The sequence below is a fragment of the Novosphingobium silvae genome (genome assembly GCF_009856825.1).
In the GTDB taxonomy this organism is placed as follows: Bacteria; Pseudomonadota; Alphaproteobacteria; order Sphingomonadales; family Sphingomonadaceae; genus Novosphingobium; species Novosphingobium silvae.
On the sequence record NZ_WVTD01000035.1, the window covers coordinates 1 to 17,629 of the forward strand.

Below are 17,629 nucleotides of genomic sequence, written 5' to 3' on the forward strand. Positions count from 1 at the left end.
TACCAGCGCACCGCCCATAGGATGACCTCGCCGGTAAAATGCCGTCCTTTGAAATCGTTCATCGCAACTGACCTTGACAGTACATGAGCCCAATCTTGGAAACCGTGTCAGAGTTTGCAACAGAGCCCGCGCATGGTCCTCACTCATATCTGCAAGCAAAAGTGCAAGCGGGCACGATTGCTAAACACATTTCGCGCTGCAAGCATTGCTGAAAGCGCAAGCGCAAGCGCAAGCGCAATTGACTGCGAAAGCGCATGTGCAAGCGCCTGCGCAAGCGAAAGGCATTGCGCATTGCAATGCGCAAGTGTAATGCATAGCGCATCTGCAGGCGCTTGTGCTTTCGCAATGGCTAGTGCTATGCATTGAAAAAGCTAAAGCGCTTGCGAAAGCTATTGCGCCATCAGGAGGCACCATGTCTGTTATATCAATCGGCAATCCGAAAGGCGGCGCGGGCAAAACAACGCTCGCCCTTGTTCTTGCGGACCAGCTCTCCGAAAATGGCGTAAACGTGGCGGTGATTGACGCTGATCCAAATGCCATCATCGCGAAGTGGGCCGCCAAGCGCACTGATGCTGGCAACGATTTGCCATACACGGTCGTACCGCGCCCAACTGAAAGTGAAATGATTCAGACAATTGAGCGGTTGGCCAACGAGCATGATATTGTTTTAATCGATCTGGAAGGTGCGGCATCGCGGATGATTTCCAGGGCTTTGGCTAGATCGCATCTTGTTCTGGTGCCGTTCAACCAATCACCTGTTGACGCGGAATTAGCTGCCACCGCAGTCGCCCTGATCCACGAAGAAGGCGAGGCCCTCGGTCGACGCATTCCGTTTCGCCTTGTTAGAAGCCGAGACAGCGCCGCGATCGCGACCAAAACTTCGAAACGGATCGCTATGGCAATTGACGAAGCAGGTTTGCCAACCCTGCCAGTAGGGCTGGTAGAGAGGGCGGCTTACCGTGACATTTACGAGTTTGGGGCTCTCCTAAGTGAACTTGACGATAAGAATACGTCAGGCTTGCTCAAAGCACAGGAGAACGCCCAACAGCTTGCTGAAGCCGTTATCTCAGCCGTGAAAGAGGAGTACGCCCAATGAGCAACTTCGGATTCAAGAAGACTGCAGAGGGGGCCGGCGAGGTCAAAGGCAAAGCAATAGACGTCACCGGCCTACCGAGCGGACCAATCGCGCTAGATCCAGCACGGGAACAAGAGGCGGTTCAGCGTGGCGAAGCGCTTGGCTTTACTGATCGAGGACAGCAGAGAAGGGGAGGGCGGCGAAAGCGTCCTGCACCACCGCCTAGTCAGACGATCTACATTCGAGCACCGCAAGAGCTTGCGGAATGGTTTGAAAGCTACACTGAGCAGCAAGGTCATCGCGCTCTATGGCAATCCATTCAGGACTTCCGCGATATGGTGGAAAATAGCCGGAGTAGCTGACCGAGTAGTGGCAGCAGGGGCATCGCAGTGCGATCGATCCAATCAGTTACCCGGCTTACCGCGGATTGCACAATGAGCCGCCCAGACACGCTTCACGGTACTGCGATCGCATTCAACCAACTCGGCGGTGTGAGCAATGCTCCGTCCAGCGGTACGGAACGCCACGATACGGGCGTGTTTGCCTAAATCGCTCTTGCGGCCACCTGAGCGACCCTCTGCCTTGGCTAAAGCGATACCCTGCCGCTGGCGTTCACGCCGATCGGTATAATCGTCGTGAGCCATCTGAAGCGCAATCTTCAGCAGCATGTCCTGAACCGATTGAAGAACGATCCGGGCGATGCCATCGACCCCAGCGGTGAGATCAGAAAGGTCGACTACGCCGGGCACGGCAAGTCGGGCGCCACGAGATCGGATCGTCGCTACGAGCTGTTCAGCCTCGGCCAATGGTAGTCGGCTTATCCGATCAATCTTTTCAGCAATGACGACCTCGCCTGGCTGAAGGTCCGCGATCATGCGCAACAGTTCGGGCCGATCGGCCCGCGCGCCAGACGCCTTCTCGCGATAGACCGCTGCAACATAATAGCCTGCGGCCTTAGCCTCGACCACGATCGCATCCTGCCGGCGTAGATCCTGCGCATCGGTGCTGACGCGCAGGTAGACCCGAGCGACTTGAAGGGCAGGAGGGGGAGGAGGGTCAATCAACATGGCGCGCAAACTATACCATATGCGCCTAGCGCAAAAGCCTTGGCGCATAAGGTGTCATTAGCAACCCTAATGAGCCATCCCAGAAGGACCAACAATTTGCGCCTGGTGAAAGCAAGTCTGAACGTTCGAAGTGACGCAGAGGTCATCGCACTTTACAACATGGCTGTAGGGGGCGTCCTTGCCGATCTCGCGGCCACGATGGAAATGCGCAACCTTGACTACTGAGGTCGCATGATCCGCTCGCGCGTGATGCGCGGATCTTCGTACAAATCTCGAAGCGCTCGCAGCCTGAAGACGTTCCACCACCGCTCCCAGCGATGCTCGGCCGCATCCTGGATCATGTGGCAGCGCTGACATAGTGCGGCTAGGTTCGCAGGATCGTTGTTGCCCGGGTCGTGATCTAAATGGGCGCAAGCCAGTACCACGTATGTTGAACGCAGCGAGGCGAGGGTGAAGCCTTTTGCCGAGATACGGCATCCACGGTCGGAGCGCCAGTATCCAACCTCGGCATCCCACCACCAGCGGCCATCGCCGAGGTGAACGACGGGGCGCAGGTGAGGGCGCCTGCTCTTCTCGCAGCGCGATCCGGCGCGCTCGAACCGGATCGCATCGGACAGTTGCTGCCAGTCGATGGGATAGAGCCAGCGGTTTTCCGGGCGGATTGGCATCATGGCGGCGGCATCGAGACTGACTCCGCAGGGCAAACGAAAATGACTCGCTGTTGCACCCGAGACTCGCCCATGCGCCGTTGATCATCGCGCCGACAAGATGCGGAAATGTCTGGTACGCGCCCAAGTCAGCAATTCAGCAGCCCTCGGGCCGCTCTTTATAGCGGCCTTTCCGGTGCTCGCCGCCCTCAGAAAAAGCAGCCTGACCAGACACGCCCCGTTGCGGTCAACGGTATTCGGATGGCAAGGGTTTGGCCGGAGGAGATTTCGTCGAACATCGCCGAGCCTCATGCGGTTGATCGTATTCAACGCGATTATAAGAACCCCCTGAATTACGCCTGAGCCACCAAGTGCGTAGTATACGCGGTTCCGCCATGTGCTGTATCGACCTGACAGATACCCGGGATGATCTTACCGTTCCTTCAAGGACTTTGTTGATATCGATTTCGAGGGCGTAAGGCACTGTAAAATATATGCATCCCTTGCACTCACCAACTCTGCCTTCGCGTTGAGTGACGATAGCCCCGAGAACCTTCGCGTCGTAGCACTCGGCGCGAGCATGGGCGGGCCCCGTGACTAGAGCGCTAGCCAGGAGGGGCAGGGCGAATGAAAAGCAGGATTGTAATCGCATCCTTGGCAATGTGTCCGATGCCACGTCCGTTTTCCACCCGTGCGGGCCGTCCAGGCGTCGGATTTGGTGCAAACATAAACCGGACCGACCGCACCGGCGCGAATCGTCGCTTCGTTCACTCCATCAAATCGCCGGGAGGGGTGGTAATCAGCCCCTCCGAAGCGAATCCGCCCAAGTGACTAGATTGTCATCGGCGCTTTGGAAACGCTTCATTACCCGCTGAATTGGCCAACAGGTAGCGCCATTCGTGAGCTGAAGGGCCGCGTTGATCTCGGCTTGTGGATCGGAATCATCGGTGATCCACTTACCTCCCACATCTAGTCTGAGCACTTCGCCGCAGTAACTTCCCAGTGCGAACAACCTAGAGCCGAGGTCTTGTGATAATAGGCCGCCCGCCACAGCCTTCCCATCCGTTACCTGTGTTACGAAGAAACGTTCGATCTCGATTATACTGGCTGGTGCAAAATCAGCCTTGTAACCAGAACTGGTAAGCGCGCGGGCGATCCAATCCGCCGATACTGATATGTCATCGGCCAGCTTAGACTGCGAGGCTCCAGCACTGCGGCTGAAGAATAGGCTCAGAAAGCTGGCCGACCAACCTACTACACCTCTTCGCGTCACAGCGTTCTCCATGAATTCAGATGGATGACTAGATCGGTAATGCGGCGGCAGCAATGGGGCGTCTGCCGACCGGCAGAAAATCTCTCTGGTCGGCGATGCGCTACACCGAAGGCGACGGGCAGCTATCTGCCCCTCTCGAGCAGTAAGCGGACTTTCCGCAATCGGCCCGACCCGGTTGTTTCCCGTCGAGATACCCATACGCTCGGCACTATGCGGTCGGCTTCGATCGAAAGAGCCCATCGCTGAGCGATGGGTCCAACGAGCATCGATCGAAACGAAGTGCATGGCAGGATCAGCGCTGCGCAAGCTGGAAAGCTCCACGCTGATCCTGCCTTCCCACAGTGCTGATTGCCGGCGGCAAGCCCGAGTCACTGTGCAACGTAGAGTCAGGCTCGCGTGCAACGTGGAGTCAATTACGATGCCGCCGCCAATCAGGCCCATATGACCTATCCGACAGGGGTCTGATAGCAAATTGTGCATGTTGTGTTTTTGCTATGTTCCCTTCACGTTCTGGTTTGCGGTATGAGTGGCCAATGTCCACCGTTCTTGCTATGCCGGCGTCTACCCCGATTCCCCTCAGCGATCTTTCGCGCCCCCTCCAACTGAAGGTAGTCGGCGCTGCTGGGGCTGGCTTTGCGAGTCCGGCGCAGGACTGGGAAGAATCAGCGATAAGCCTAGTCGACCTGCTGCGCCTCGATCGCGCCGGCAGCTTCGTGTTCCGTGTCAGCGGGCAATCCATGCTCGATGCAGGGCTGTTCGATTCCGACGTCCTCGTGGTCGATCGCGACGCCAAGCCCGTCAATGGCCGTATTGTCATTGCTGTCGTTGACGGCGGCTTCGTCGTTCGCCAACTTTGCGTTCGTAATGGCGTGCCGACGCTCGAAGCACGCAACAGCCGCATGCATTACGACCCTGTCGTTGCAGATGAGAGCGTCGAGGTCTGGGGCGTAGTCCGCGCCAGCGTGCGCAACCTTCAGGCCTAATCCATCATGAGCTGGGCCATCGTCGACATCGAGAACTTCTATTGTTCGGCCGAGCGGGTCTTCGATCCCACGCTGCGCAATGTTCCGCTGATAGTATTATCGAATGGTGATGGCTGCGCTATCGCGAGATCGGCAGAAGCCAAGGCCCTGCATATTGCAATGGGCGCACCTATGTTCAAAATACGCGAAATCGTGAAACGCCACGGTGTACAATATCGGTCGAGTTCCTATGAGCTTTACGCAGATATGAACCGACGTTTTAACATGGTTCTGTCCGAGTTTAGCGATACAGTCGAGATATACTCAATCGACGAATCTTTCTTCCGTCTGCCAGTTCTACCTTCTGGTCTCGGCGATGTCGAGCAGGCACAGCGCATCCGGACGACCATCAAGCAGCATGTCGGGCTGCCGACCCGGATCGGGCTTGGTCCGACACGCACCTTGAGCAAGGTCGCCAACGCTTTGGCGAAGGCATCGGAGAAAGTCTGGAACGGCGTCATAGACCTGCACGACGAGGGGCTGCGCCGGCGCATGTTCGCGAAATGGCCGATCGAGGAGGTGTGGGGCATCGGCAAGGCCATGGTGAAGCGGCTGCACCCGCTCGGTGTCCGTACGACAGCCGATCTAGCCGCGATGCACCCGGATCTTGCCCGCGATGTCGGGACCGTTGTGCTCGAGCGCCTGGTGCGCGAGCTGAACGGCGTCGAATGCAGCGACTTCCAGCCTGAGCCAGAAGCGCTCAAGTCCACAGCGGTTACGCGCAGCTTCGGAGAACCGGTGCGCGATCGCGAGGTGCTGCGCGAAGCAATGGTCAGAAGGGCGGTGCGCGCGGCAGAGAAGATCCGCGCTCAGAAACTCCAGGCTTGCCGCTTGATCGCGTTCGCACACGGTAGCCGGTTCAAGCCCAATGCACCGTCGGCATCCAAGGTCGCACGGCTGTCCCCCTCGACCAACGATCCGCGCGTCATTGCCGGCACTGCGGCGCGCATGGCGGAAGCGATGTTCGAACAGGGCGCAGTCTACACCAAGTGCGGCGTCATGCTGGAAGGGTTGGAACCGGAATCGGGAGCGCAGCAGGATTTGTTCTCCTTACCCGATCCGCGTTCGCCTGCATTGCTGGCGGTGCTCGACGGCATCAACGACAGGTTCGGCCGCAACACCCTGCGCCTCGCTTCCGAAGGTATGGGCGCCAAGTCCTACGACACGAAGCGAGCCTACAAGAGCCCATCGTGGACGACACGCATCGACCAAGTACCAATCGCGCGGTGAATGCGGCGGAAAGCAAACTAGGGGCCAAGCCAGATCAAAACCGCTGTCAGGGACGCGCAAAAGAGAGAAAGCCAAATGGACACCCTGATTTACCCGGCTTGGGTATCGGTCTGAGGGTATCAGACGCAGTCTTGGGCATGGCGCGCGCGGCTACGGGGTGTTTTCTGCCAACCGGGGGCGCTCTGTGGAGGCATCAGCGCGGTGCCGGCGTGCATCATGCCGAGTTCGGCCGACATTCCCAGTAGAGGAAGCGTTTGAAGTTGAACGCGATGTTGGCGAGACCGATCTTTGCCTTTGCACGCTCTATGCCGATGGTACGGATGAACAGGCCCATTCGGTGCTTCTGGGTGGCGAAGACATGCTCGACGGCGGAGCGGACCCTGGACCGGGCGGCATTGGCGCGCTGGCGCTGCCCGGGGAGCGGCTTGCCCGGCGCTCTGCGGAAGTGGATCTTCGAGATGAGCCCGGCGCGCAGAATGGCGCGTTCATTTTTCTGGCTGCGATAGGCCGTGTCTGCCCAGATTGCGCTGCCGGTGTTGGCCGGATCAATCAATTCCGGCAATTCCCGGCCGTCGTAACGGGCGGCGTCACTGGCCGACCAGGTACGAATGAAGCCATGGCGCTGGTCGATGCCGATATGCGACTTGTACCCGAACATGGGCGTGGCGATTTCCGCCAGGAATTTTCCATCCGCACCCTTCTTGCGCCGCCCCCGCTTGAGCGTCCAGCGCGCATCACGGTCTTTCTGTGCGAGCCTCGCCGGTTTCGCCGCCCAGGCCTGGGGAATGCCACCCTCCCTGACAACGGCGCGCTCTTCGTCTGTCATGCGCTGGCGCGGAGCCGAGATGATGCTGGCATCCACGATCTGCCCACCCATGGCCAGATAACCCAGCGACTTGAGGTGAGCGTCGAACCGGGCGAACAAAGTCTCGATCGCATTCGCCCGGACCAGAGCTTCGCGAAAACGCCAGATCGTCGTCTCATCCGGTGTGTTATCGCCATCGTCGAGCCCCAGGAAGCGACCGAAGCTGCGGCGGTCCAGGATCTGGAACTCGGCTTGCGCGTCCGACAATCCGTAGAGTGTCTGCAGGATCAGCGTCTTGAACATCATGACTGCGTCAAGCGGCGGGCGACCGCCCCTGCTACCATCAGAACGCTGCAAGGCCGCATCCAGCGCGGGCCGGAATATCTCGAAGTCGATCAGACCGGCCAGCTTCTCCAGCGGATCGCCCGCCGCGGACAAGGCTGCATACCGCTCGTCGAGATCGAAAAAGCCACGCTGTGCCGACACTTCACGCCTCCATCGCTCAGCTCGATGGAATCACAATCCCGCACACACCGCTACAGGTAAATCAGGGTGTCCAATTGGCTACCTGGCTATAGATATGCAGGACAATGCCCACCCAAGTATACCTTCTGCGCAGGATTGCACCACTGCCTACAGCGATGAAGAATGCGGCGACAATCGGTGCAGTAATAGAGGGTTCGCGATTTAACGAAACCTCCGCTAGCGGCAGTAGTCCCAACGCTGAAACAATTAACCACGAGAAGCCGAGTGTGCAGTAGCATATCGGATCATCGCTGATATTTCCGGGACCGACAGGCGTCCCTTTCAGCTTTATTGCCATGGTGATCTCGGCATGCTAAATTCTCCTCGGAGGATTATGCAATGAGCATCGACGTTGGTGAGAACGGCGGAGCAATATTCGGCCACGCTAGCGGCGGGATAGTCCCGCTGCGGGCGGCGTAAAAGTCGTCCACCTTGAAGCCTTTCTGCGAAGTCAGGGAGGTGTGGGGATCTACAGCGTGGAACTTTATCTTCAGGTCCGTTTGGCTTGCGCGAATGGCATGAGCCAACGGGCGGCGGCGAAGCGTTTCAATGTGTCGCGCGATACGGTACGCAAGATGCTGTCGTTTTCATCGCCACCGGGTTACCGGCGTCAGTCTGTACCGCAGCGCCCGAAGCTGGACGGGTTTGTGGCGATCATCGATGGATGGCTTGAAGGGGACCGCGGCGTCCCGCGCAAACAGCGGCATACGGCGAAGCGGGTATTCGACCGCTTGCGCACCGAGCATGGTTTCACCGGCGGCTATACGATCATCAAGGATTACATCCGGGAGCGCGAGCAGCGCAGCCGGGAGATGTTCGTGCCGCTGGCGCACCCGGCGGGAGATGCGCAGGCCGATTTCGGGGAAGCTCTGGTGGAGATCGGCGGGGTGGAGCAGAAGGCCTACTTCTTCGCACTTGATCTGCCGCACAGTGATGCCTGCTATGTGCGGGCCTATCCGGCGGCGGTGGCGGAGGCCTGGGTGGACGGACACGTTCATGCCTTCGCGTTCTTCGGCGCGGTGCCGCGCTCGATCGTCTATGACAACGACCGCTGCCTTGTGGCGAAGATCCTGCCAGACGGCACGCGCAAGCGTGCCACGCTGTTCAGCGCTTTCCTGTCGCATTACGTGATCCGCGACCGCTATGCCCGCCCGGGTAAGGGTAACGAGAAAGGCAATGTGGAAGGGCTGGTTGGCTACTGCCGCCGCAATTTCATGGTGCCGATCCCGAAGTTCCCGACCTGGGAGGCCTTCAACCTGTGGCTGGAGGAACAATGCCGCAAGCGCCAGCAGGACAAAGTGCGCGGGGAGAGCGAGACGATCGGTGAGCGCTTGCAGCGCGATCTCGCGGCCATGCAGCCTTTGCCCGCTACACCCTTCGAGGCCTGCGATCAGACCGGCGGGCGGGTCTCCTCGCAATCCCTGGTGCGCTACAAGACCAATGATTATTCGGTTCCGGTGGCCTGGGGCCATCAGGAGGTCTGGATCAGGGCCTATGTCGATGAGGTGGTGATCGGCTGCCGCAGCGAAGTCATCGCCCGTCATCCTCGTTGCTATGCCCGCGAGGAGGTTATCTTCGACCCGCTCCATTATCTCCCGCTGATCGAGCAGAAGATCAATGCATTCGACCAGGCCGCCCCTTTGCAGGGCTGGGATTTGCCCGAAGCGTTCACGACACTGCAGCGGTTGATGGAAGGCCGCATGCACAAACATGGCAGGCGTGAATATGTACAGGTGCTGCGCCTGCTGGAAACGTTCACCGTCGCCGATCTCCAGGCGGCGGTGGAACAGGCCATTGATCTTGGCGCCATCGGCTTCGATGCCGTCAAGCACCTCGTCCTGTGCCGGGTCGAACGCGTACCGCCCAGGCTGGACCTGGACGTCTATCCCTTCCTGCCACGCACCACGGTCGAGAAGACTTTTGCCAGAGCCTATCTGAGCCTGCTCTCCGACCAGCAGGAGGCCGCATGAGCGATCAGGCCCCGGAGCTTCTTCTCGCTCACAATCTCAAGGCACTCAAGCTGCCTACGTGCCTGCGAGAGCATCACAAGCTCGCGCGGCAATGTGCCGCAGAAGGCGTCGATCATATCCGCTTCCTCGCCCGTCTCGTCGAGATGGAAATGATCGACAGGGAGCGTCGTATGGTCGAGCGGCGCATCAAGGCCGCGCGCTTCCCCGCCGTCAAAAGCCTCGACACCTTCGACTTCACCGTCATCCCCAGGCTCAACAAGATGCAGGTGCTCGAGATGGCGCGCTGCGAGTGGATCGAGCGGCGTGAGAACGCCATCGCTCTGGGACCATCGGGCACCGGAAAGACGCACGTAGCGTTGGGGCTCGGACTGGCAGCATGCCAGAAAGGGCTGTCGGTGGGCTTCACCACTGCGGCGGCGCTGGTCAGCGAGATGATGGAGGCGCGCGACGAGCGGCGACTACTGCGCTTCCAGAAGCAGATGGTCGGATACAAGCTGCTCATCATTGACGAACTGGGCTTCGTACCGCTCTCCAAGACCGGCGCCGAACTGTTGTTCGAGCTGATCTCTCAGCGTTACGAACGCGGCTCCACCTTGATCACCAGCAATCTGCCCTTCGACGAATGGACCGAAACCTTCGGATCCGAGCGTCTCACAGGCGCGCTCCTCGATCGCCTGACCCATCACGTCAGCATCCTCGAGATGAATGGCGAAAGCTATCGCCTCGCTCACAGCCGGGCCCGCAAGGCCAAAACCAGACCCTGAAAATTACGCAAATGCCGGGGGGAGTGCCCCTCGGGCTACGCCCTCACGCCACTCCCCCCGGCATGTAACACGATGGCCTGGTTTTACGCCGCCCCATGGCCGACTTTTGCTCCGCCGTTGACAATCGAGCGGCTCTGGTCGCAGGCGCAATCCGTGCCGGGTACGCTTGGCGAACGCTATCTCGGCTCGCGCTTTCTCCTGCCTGTTCCCGGTGACGTGCGCTTTCACCCGCGTTGCCCCCATGGCGCGAAGCCCAACACCGTCTTCAAGCCCGCCTTGCTGGTCGCGGTGCGCGAAGGGCAGCGACTTGTTGCACTTCAGCGGATCTTCCTCGATCCCGAAACCGCGCGCTACACCGCCAAGGCCACCATCGGTTCGCTCGGCATGGGCGCATGGCGCGGGGGCGGTATCGGTCCAACCATCGGCCTTGCCGAAGGCTTCGAGACAGCGTGGGCATGGAGCCGCATCAACAACCTTCCATGCTGGGCGACGCTCGGCTCTCGGCGGTTCGGCCTGGTGACGATCCCTGACAGCGTAACCGAACTGATCCTTGCGGGCGACTACGACACGGCGGGGCGCAGGGCTGTAAACCGGGCATCGCATCGCTACGCCAGCGACAACCGCCTGATCCGCGTCGATTTCCCGAAGGGCTACAAGGATTGGGCCCAGATGCTCGAAGCCCTCGAGGCGCAGAAGAGGGGAGGGGGAGGGGAAGGGTGATCTGCTGTTCGGCAGAGAGCCAAAGGAGACCCCCATGCGCGACCTTCTCGATCTCACGCACGTCAATGATGCGCCGGCAGCGCGCACGATCGCCGCCCTTCTCGCCACCGATGCCGCAATCACCCGCCGCCAGTTGAACGATGCCATGGTGCAGGCGTTCGGCGGCAGCGATGCGGACGGGCGCTGGACCCAGCGCGACAGCTTCGAGATGCTTGAGCATGCCCTTGCGCTTCACCTTGCCAGCGATGGGCATCGTATCGACACCCTGGCAGACATCGCCACCTCCAGCGCGCTGATGCAGCGCCTGCCAACCCAGACCGTGCGCAGCGAGGAACAGATCGAGCTGCAGCAGTTCTCGACCCCCGCCGACATTGCAGCGCTGGCCATGCTGTTCGCCGCGATCGGCGCTGACGACGTCGTGCTCGAACCGAGCGCCGGCAACGGCCTCCTGATCGCCCAGGCCCCGCGGGGCCGCGCGCTCCAGCTTAACGAAATCGACCCGCGCCGCCGCGAACGGCTCACTCACATCTTCCCCGATGCCACGATCACCGGCCATGACGGCGCTGCGCTGGTCGCGCTTCACGCGGATCTTCCGCGCCCGAGCGTTGTACTCATGAACCCGCCGTTCTCGCGCAGTATCGGCCGCGGCGCCGATGACCTGGCAGCGCTGCGCCATCTGCAGGCCGCGATTAAGCGTGTCAGCCCCGGCGGCCGCGTCGTCGTCATCATGCCCGACTGGTTCGCTCCGTGCGCGCGGCTGCGCACGGCCTACGAGACGATCCTGACCGGCTGCACCGTGCGCGCCTCGCTGCGGCTTGAGCACTGCTACCGCAAGCACGGCACCGACATTGCCGTTCGCCTCTATGTGATCGACAAGATCGCCGGCGACCTCATGCCTGCGGTCATCGAGCGGTCGGCCGTCCTCGACTTCCTCGATGCCATCGACATCCCCGCTCGCATCAATCTGGACCCCACCGCCAACCTTCCGGTTCGCCTTTCGCCTCCCAAGCCCACTTCACTGTTCGGGGCCGCGCGCAAGACCAAGGTGGCCGCGCCGCGTCCGTACCACGCGCCCAAGGCCAATGCGGTCCTGCCCGTCGGCTATCGCCAGTTGGAGGAACCCGCACCGCTGGCCGAACAGGTCGGTGTCTACCTGCCATACAGGCCAAGCCGTATCGTTTTCGACGCTGCCGGCGAACACCCGACGGCGCTGGTTGAATCGGTCGCCATGGGCTCGATCCCGGCGCCGATCCCCACGCACATCCCGCATCTGCCCGAACGGACTGTCAGCGAGCGACTCCTGTCCTCCTCCCAGCTCGAAACCGTCGTCTATGCGGGCCATGCCTGGAACCAGACGCTTCCCGGCACCTTCAAGCCCGCCAAGGAAGGCGTTGGCCTCGACATCGATCCTGAAGGTCGCAAGTACCGCAAGGGCTTCTTCCTCGGCGACGGCACTGGCGCGGGCAAGGGCCGCCAGATCGCTGCCTGCATCCTCGACAACAAGCTGCAGGGCCGCCGCCGCCACATCTTCGTCACCAAGAACGAGCCGCTGCTCGAGGACATCCGCCGCGACGTCACCGCGCTTGGCGGCCTCTCAGCCGACGTGCAGCCGCTCTCGAACTGGAAGATCGGCCAGCCCATCACGCTGGAGGAGGGCACCCTGTTCGTCACCTACCCGGGGCTGCGATCGGGCCGCTCGGATGCAACCCGCCTTCAGCAGATCCTCGATTGGGCTGGTCCCGATTTCGACGGCGTGATCGCCTTCGACGAGGCCCACGAAATGGGCGGTGTCGCGGGCGGCGAGGGCGCGCTTGGCAAGACGGAAGGCTCACAGCAGGGCATCTGCGGCGTCCTCCTTCAGAACCACCTGCCCGATGCGCGCGTGCTCTATGCCTCTGCCACCGGGGCTTCCGACGTCAACAACCTGGCCTATGCCGTGCGCCTTGGCCTCTGGGGGCCGGAAACCTCTTTCCCCGACCGGGAATCGTTCATCTCCAACATTCGACAGGGTGGGATCGCGGCGATGGAACTGGTCGCCCGCGACCTCAAGGCCCTCGGCCTCTACACGGCGCGCGCCCTCAGTTTCGCAGGCGTCGAATATGACGTGCTGCGCCACGAACTGACGCCCGCCCAGATCGAGATCTACGACACCTATTGCCGCGCCTGGCAGGTCATCAACACCAACCTTGCCGCCGCGCTCGAAGCGACGAATGTGGTCGACGCCCTCGAGGGCAAGACGCTCAACTCGGGTGCGAAGGCGGCAGCCCGCTCGCGTCTGGAAGGCACCCGCCAGCGCTTCTTCGGCCAGGTGCTGCTATCGATGAAACTCCCCACCGTGTTCGCCGCAATCGAGGGGCACCTGAAGCAGGAGCATTCGGTGGTCGTGCAACTGGTGACGACGGCCGAGGCGATCCTCGACAGGCGCCTGTCCGAGATGACGGCCGAGGAACGCGCAGAGCCGCAGATCGAGTTGTCGCCCACCGACCAGATCGTAGATTACCTCACCCGCGTCTTCGTCCCCGTCGCGCAGGCAGAGGCCATCATCGCCGAAATCCTCAAGCCCTCCTGAACCCTGCACCTGTCCTCCCTGGTCGACCAAGAGCCCCAAAGCAGCCGGGTCGGTCAGGAGAGGGGAGGGGGAAGGGAAGGGGTGTCCGTGAATTGGCCGGACGATGAGAAGAAGGTGTTGTTCCCATGATCCAGACCGTCAAGCTGGCAAAGCTGGTCCTCTCCGACATCAACGTACGTACCCGCGGCGAAGACCTGATCGAACAGTTCGCTGCTGACATTTTTGCGCGCGGTATCCTGCAGAACCTGGTCGTGACTTCTGTGAAGAAGCCGCGCGGCTCCTATGGCGTCATTGCCGGCAGCCGCCGCTTTCGTGCCCTCACGCTGCTTGCCGAACGCGGCGACATCAACGCGGCCGAATACGACGTGCCCGTGCTGATCCTCAGCGGCGGCAACGACGAACTTTCCGAAGCCTCGCTCGCTGAAAACTTCCATCACCTCAATATGTCGCCCGCCGACGAATGCCGCGCCTTCCAGTATTGCCTCGGGCAGGGCGGCGACATCGATGCAATCGCCAAGCGTTTCGGCATCACCCGCCGTTTCGTCGAAGGGCGCCTGCGCCTCGCGAACCTTGCCGAACCGATCTTCGACGCCCTGAAGTCTGGCGAGATGACGCTCGACATGGCCAAGGCTTATGCCTCCACCGAAAGCCACGAGCGCCAGCTGATGGTCTGGAGGAGCTACGGCGCCAACAGCTACCATGCCAGCGCCGACACCATCCGCCGTGTGATCGCGAACGAATCCATGAAGTCGAGCGATCCGATCGCGCGCCTCGTCGGCGAGGAAGCCTATGTTGCAGCGGGCGGCGTCGTCGATCGCGACCTGTTCAGCGACAACGGCGATCGCTGGACCAACCCCGAGATCGCCCAGACGCTCGCGGCCGCCAAGATGGAAGCCGAAGCCCAGCGCATCGGTGAAGAACGTGGCCTCGCCTGGATTCGCCCCGTCGCTTCGAACTCGACCTGGGAAGTCGCGCGCGGCCTGTTCCACGTCAGCCTGCCGAGCCTTCCGCTGAGCGAAGCACAGCTGACCCGCATCGAAGAAATCGAAGCACGTCTCAGCATCGTGAGCCTCGAAATGGAGAACGAGGAACTCGAGGAAGAAGCCTGGCAGGCCCTCGATGCCGAACACGACGCTCTCAGCGACGAACTGCGCGATGCCGGTCAGCGATGTCCATGTGGTGGGCTTGTCATGAACGACGACACCGCACCCATCATCGTCGAACTTGTTCCGCTCGCAGCGCCGGTGCCCACGCCATCGGCGCCGCTTGGCGAAATGCCGTATCGCTCCGACAGCTGGACCCCGGACGAAGTTCGCACCCTGCGCCAGCTATTCAACGATGACACTCCGCTACCGGAAATCTCCGAGGCTCTGGGCCGGGGTTTGCAAGGTGTCAGGGACAAGGTTTGCACCCTTGGCCTGCGCCGCCATTCAACGCGGCCGTGGGGTGAGCTTGAAGATCACGAACTGATCCAGACTTACGGAAAGGAGTCGGCTGCCACCATCGCTGCGCGCCTCGGCCGCTCATGTGGCGCAGTCTATACCCGTGCCGCGATCCTCGGCATCAGCGAAGCGGCGGCACCGCCATGGACACCATGGGAAGATGCACAGCTGCGCGCCGGCTTTGCGGCCGACATTCCAACGGCTCAGGTCGCCCTCATCATCGGCAGACCCCATGCCGGCGTTTACAGCCGCGCAACGAAGCTGGGCATCAAGCACGCGAGCACGCCCAAGGGCTGGACCAATGCCGAGATCGAGCGCGCCATTGAACTTGCTGAAGCCGGACATTCCTACACCCAGATCGGCGTGATCCTTGGCACGGAAGGCTTCTCGACCCGCACCAAGTCGTCGCTTCAGGCGCTTATGCGGCGAACCGGGCAGGGGAAGGGCTGGGGCCGCGTCTGGATGCCCGAGGAAGATGAGTTGCTCATCAAAGCCTACCGCGACAACGCCAGCCTTACCCCTTTGCGCAACCGGCTCGGCCGATCGGTCTTCTCGATCCGCTGGCGCGCGGAATATCTGAATCTTCGCGGCACTCATGCACGGTCCAAAGGCTGGCGCCTTGGTCCTGACTGGTCTGAGGCCGATGAAGCATGGCTTCGGCGGGACTACGGCAAGATCCCGACGCCCGAACTGGCCCGGCAAATGGGCCGCACACGCGCAGCCATCTTCACGCGCGCGAATGTCCTGGGCCTTGTCCATGAAGGCCGCCAGCGCTGGACCCCCGATCATCTGGCCGCGCTGCGCATCGCGCATGAGCATGGCATCAGCCTCACAGATCTTGCCGCAGCGCTCGGCCGAGAAGTCGGCGCCCTTCACAAATATGCCGGCAAGCAGGGCCTCGTCTTCGGCCGTCGCCCGCGCAGGCCACAACCTCCGACCCTCGCTGACATACTGAATCTGTCCGAGGCCGCGAAAGGAGAGGGGGAGGGGTGAAGGCAAAGGCAAGGATTTTCCGCGCCAGCAGGAGATGCAGCATGTGCCCTAACACCACACAGATTGCCGCCCCGAACCCGAACGCCGGCCATGAAATCGTCCTCTGGCCCGACGGAACCTGGTGCTGGAACGACGAGTTCGATCCCGCCGAATGGTCGTTCATGTCGGACGATTACGAAGTCATCGACATGGGCGACATGCCCCGCGTCGAACGGCTTACCCGCGAGGATGCGCAGCTTTGCGCCGATGTCCTCGAAGAACTGCGCTGAGGGCCGCCACATGGTAGACCGTGTTTCCGCGTCGATCACGATCGGCGGCACCATCAGTCACGCCCTCTGGAAGAGCCTCACGGTCGCGATCGCGGCCGAGGCTCTGTCCACCGATTGGGACGGCGAGCCTTTCAACGACAGCGACCTGACCGAAGGCCAGCCCTTGCGCCTCTATGCGCACGAAGTCGCCAATGGCACCTTCAAGGAACTGGAGCCCATCTGCGAGGCGCAGGGCGTGCCGTTCGTGCGGTCCTCCTACGGTTTCACCGGGCAGTGGGGCCCGGAGAAGGTCGTCTTCACCGGAACGGGCGATCCGGTCATTTATCCCTGCAGCGAAGACGGCACCCCATACGTCGATCGCGCGAAGATCGAGGCGCTCGGCAGTCTCGCTGCGGTGAACGCTTATCTGGACGAGGCCGATTTCGCTGTTCCCCCGATCGTCATCACCAACGAAGCTGGGGAGGGGGCCTCGGTCGTTACTCCTGTCGCTCTCGCCCAGGCCGTCCACGTCCCGCCTCCGCTCGAGATCGCCAGAATGCTCGCCCTCAGCACGAGGCATATGAGCCCCGCGACGGCTGCAAACTGGATGCCGCACTGTCCCTGGACCTGCTTCGACAAGGACGACTATGGCTGGTTCATGCACGTCTGCGATGACGTCGGCATAACCGAGGCCAAGGGCGTCCCCGCCGAGATCCGTTCGGCCATCCACGTCGCCAAGCGCGAAAACTGCGCATGGATCATGTGGGACTGCGATGGTCCGCAGATCGACGAGCTGCCGGAATACGAGTGGTGACGCATTCCAGGCACCTCCCCGCGACGCAGCTGCAGAGCGCTCACAAGGTCGTGGACGCGGGAACCCGCGTTCCGGACTTCCTCTTGCCGCCCCGCGCCCCGAACGTCCTCGCCTATGGCGTGGGTGTCGATTCCACCGCGCTCCTGGTCGAACTGGAAGCGCGTGGCGAAAAGCCGGACCTTGTCATCACGGCGGATACCGGCGTCGAGAAGCCGGCCACTTACGAGTACCTCGACGTGATCCGGCCATGGATGGCAGCACGCGGCATCCCTTTCGAGATCGTTCGCTATCAGCCGCGCCGCTTCAAGCACTGGCCGCCCTACTATTCCCTGCTCGAAAAAATATGAAGTGATCCCTCTGGTGTGCGTTTCGCGGCGGCCTGAGACCGGCTGACAGCAAGCGCATTTCGCCGGACGAGGTATCCGGGTAATCTGGCTACACGCGAAGGGGGTGCCACTTGGAGAG

The 17,629-nt window shown here is 61.5% G+C and carries 14 protein-coding genes and 1 pseudogene; 12 read left to right on the forward strand and 3 right to left on the reverse strand.

Annotated elements, in window-relative coordinates; all coding sequences use genetic code 11:
- The first annotated feature begins 412 nt into the window (after positions 1–412).
- Positions 413–1,096, forward strand: a complete 684-nt coding sequence (locus GR702_RS20995) for an AAA family ATPase (RefSeq protein ID WP_237449857.1) — start codon at positions 413–415, stop codon at positions 1,094–1,096.
- Positions 1,093–1,437, forward strand: a complete 345-nt coding sequence (locus tag GR702_RS21000) for a hypothetical protein (RefSeq protein ID WP_160987501.1) — start codon at positions 1,093–1,095, stop codon at positions 1,435–1,437. The genes GR702_RS20995 and GR702_RS21000 overlap by 4 nt, the downstream gene beginning before the upstream one ends.
- A 42-nt stretch (positions 1,438–1,479) precedes the next feature.
- Here GR702_RS21000 and GR702_RS21005 read toward each other — a convergent pair whose 3' ends face one another.
- Both GR702_RS21005 and GR702_RS21010 read right to left on the reverse strand, forming a co-directional pair.
- The gene (locus GR702_RS21005; protein WP_160987502.1) at positions 1,480–2,142 is read right to left on the reverse strand and encodes a recombinase family protein; all 663 of its coding nucleotides are present in this window, start codon (positions 2,140–2,142) and stop codon (positions 1,480–1,482) included.
- 218 nt (positions 2,143–2,360) lie between these two features.
- A complete protein-coding gene (locus GR702_RS21010) occupies positions 2,361–2,813 on the reverse strand; it encodes a hypothetical protein (RefSeq protein ID WP_237449858.1) in 453 nt (150 codons plus the stop codon).
- A 1,782-nt stretch (positions 2,814–4,595) separates the two neighbouring features.
- Between GR702_RS21010 and GR702_RS21015 the strand changes: the two genes are divergently transcribed.
- Together GR702_RS21015 and GR702_RS21020 are read left to right on the forward strand one after the other, a co-directional pair.
- Entirely contained in the window at positions 4,596–5,045 is a 450-nt protein-coding gene (locus GR702_RS21015; RefSeq protein WP_202408417.1) for a LexA family protein, read from the forward strand.
- Between the two features lie 6 nt (positions 5,046–5,051).
- Positions 5,052–6,314 (forward strand): Y-family DNA polymerase, encoded by a 1,263-nt coding sequence (locus GR702_RS21020; RefSeq protein ID WP_160987503.1) that lies wholly within the window; start codon positions 5,052–5,054, stop codon positions 6,312–6,314.
- 214 nt (positions 6,315–6,528) lie between these two features.
- Here the strand turns inward: GR702_RS21020 and GR702_RS21025 are convergent, their stop codons facing one another.
- Positions 6,529–7,605 (reverse strand): IS5 family transposase, encoded by a 1,077-nt coding sequence (locus GR702_RS21025; protein WP_160987504.1) that lies wholly within the window; start codon positions 7,603–7,605, stop codon positions 6,529–6,531.
- Positions 7,606–8,120: 515 nt separating this feature from the next.
- Here GR702_RS21025 and istA point away from each other — a divergent pair.
- The 8 genes and pseudogenes from istA to GR702_RS21070 form a co-directional block, all read left to right on the forward strand.
- Entirely contained in the window at positions 8,121–9,614 is a 1,494-nt protein-coding gene (gene istA / locus GR702_RS21030; RefSeq protein WP_160987505.1) for an IS21 family transposase, read from the forward strand.
- A complete protein-coding gene (gene istB, locus GR702_RS21035; RefSeq protein WP_160987506.1) occupies positions 9,611–10,378 on the forward strand; it encodes an IS21-like element ISSsp5 family helper ATPase IstB in 768 nt (255 codons plus the stop codon). Before istA ends, istB begins: the two co-directional genes overlap by 4 nt.
- A gap of 72 nt (positions 10,379–10,450) precedes the next feature.
- The gene (locus GR702_RS21040) at positions 10,451–11,098 is read left to right on the forward strand and encodes a DUF7146 domain-containing protein (protein WP_237449859.1); all 648 of its coding nucleotides are present in this window, start codon (positions 10,451–10,453) and stop codon (positions 11,096–11,098) included.
- Positions 11,099–11,132: 34 nt separating this feature from the next.
- Positions 11,133–13,667 carry a strawberry notch-like NTP hydrolase domain-containing protein gene (locus tag GR702_RS21045; RefSeq protein WP_337192666.1) on the forward strand — a complete coding sequence of 845 codons (2,535 nt, stop codon included), beginning with the start codon at positions 11,133–11,135 and terminating at the stop codon, positions 13,665–13,667.
- Positions 13,668–13,792: 125 nt separating this feature from the next.
- Complete coding sequence (locus tag GR702_RS22490) at positions 13,793–16,102, forward strand: ParB/RepB/Spo0J family partition protein (RefSeq protein WP_237449860.1); 2,310 nt, start codon at positions 13,793–13,795, stop codon at positions 16,100–16,102.
- 41 nt (positions 16,103–16,143) lie between these two features.
- Positions 16,144–16,371, forward strand: a complete 228-nt coding sequence (locus tag GR702_RS21060) for a hypothetical protein (protein ID WP_021235320.1) — start codon at positions 16,144–16,146, stop codon at positions 16,369–16,371.
- Positions 16,372–16,381: 10 nt separating this feature from the next.
- Positions 16,382–17,164: a DUF5983 family protein gene (locus GR702_RS22195; RefSeq protein WP_202408418.1), complete on the forward strand. Its 783-nt coding sequence runs from the start codon at positions 16,382–16,384 to the stop codon at positions 17,162–17,164.
- A 50-nt stretch (positions 17,165–17,214) separates the two neighbouring features.
- A pseudogene (locus GR702_RS21070) lies at positions 17,215–17,508 on the forward strand (hypothetical protein); the annotation flags it as partial.
- Positions 17,509–17,629: the final 121 nt, after the last annotated feature.

Coding starts and splice junctions, on each gene's coding strand:
- GR702_RS21000 (WP_160987501.1), top strand. CDS start 1,093: ATGAGCAACTTCGGATTCAAGAAGACTGCAGAGGGGGCCGGCGAGGTC.
- GR702_RS22490 (WP_237449860.1), top strand. CDS start 13,793: ATGATCCAGACCGTCAAGCTGGCAAAGCTGGTCCTCTCCGACATCAAC.
- GR702_RS21005 (WP_160987502.1), bottom strand. CDS start 2,142: ATGTTGATTGACCCTCCTCCCCCTCCTGCCCTTCAAGTCGCTCGGGTC.
- GR702_RS21060 (WP_021235320.1), top strand. CDS start 16,144: ATGTGCCCTAACACCACACAGATTGCCGCCCCGAACCCGAACGCCGGC.
- GR702_RS21020 (WP_160987503.1), top strand. CDS start 5,052: ATGAGCTGGGCCATCGTCGACATCGAGAACTTCTATTGTTCGGCCGAG.
- GR702_RS20995 (WP_237449857.1), top strand. CDS start 413: ATGTCTGTTATATCAATCGGCAATCCGAAAGGCGGCGCGGGCAAAACA.
- GR702_RS21040 (WP_237449859.1), top strand. CDS start 10,451: ATGGCCTGGTTTTACGCCGCCCCATGGCCGACTTTTGCTCCGCCGTTG.
- GR702_RS21045 (WP_337192666.1), top strand. CDS start 11,133: ATGCGCGACCTTCTCGATCTCACGCACGTCAATGATGCGCCGGCAGCG.
- GR702_RS22195 (WP_202408418.1), top strand. CDS start 16,382: ATGGTAGACCGTGTTTCCGCGTCGATCACGATCGGCGGCACCATCAGT.
- istB (WP_160987506.1), top strand. CDS start 9,611: ATGAGCGATCAGGCCCCGGAGCTTCTTCTCGCTCACAATCTCAAGGCA.
- GR702_RS21010 (WP_237449858.1), bottom strand. CDS start 2,813: ATGATGCCAATCCGCCCGGAAAACCGCTGGCTCTATCCCATCGACTGG.
- GR702_RS21015 (WP_202408417.1), top strand. CDS start 4,596: ATGTCCACCGTTCTTGCTATGCCGGCGTCTACCCCGATTCCCCTCAGC.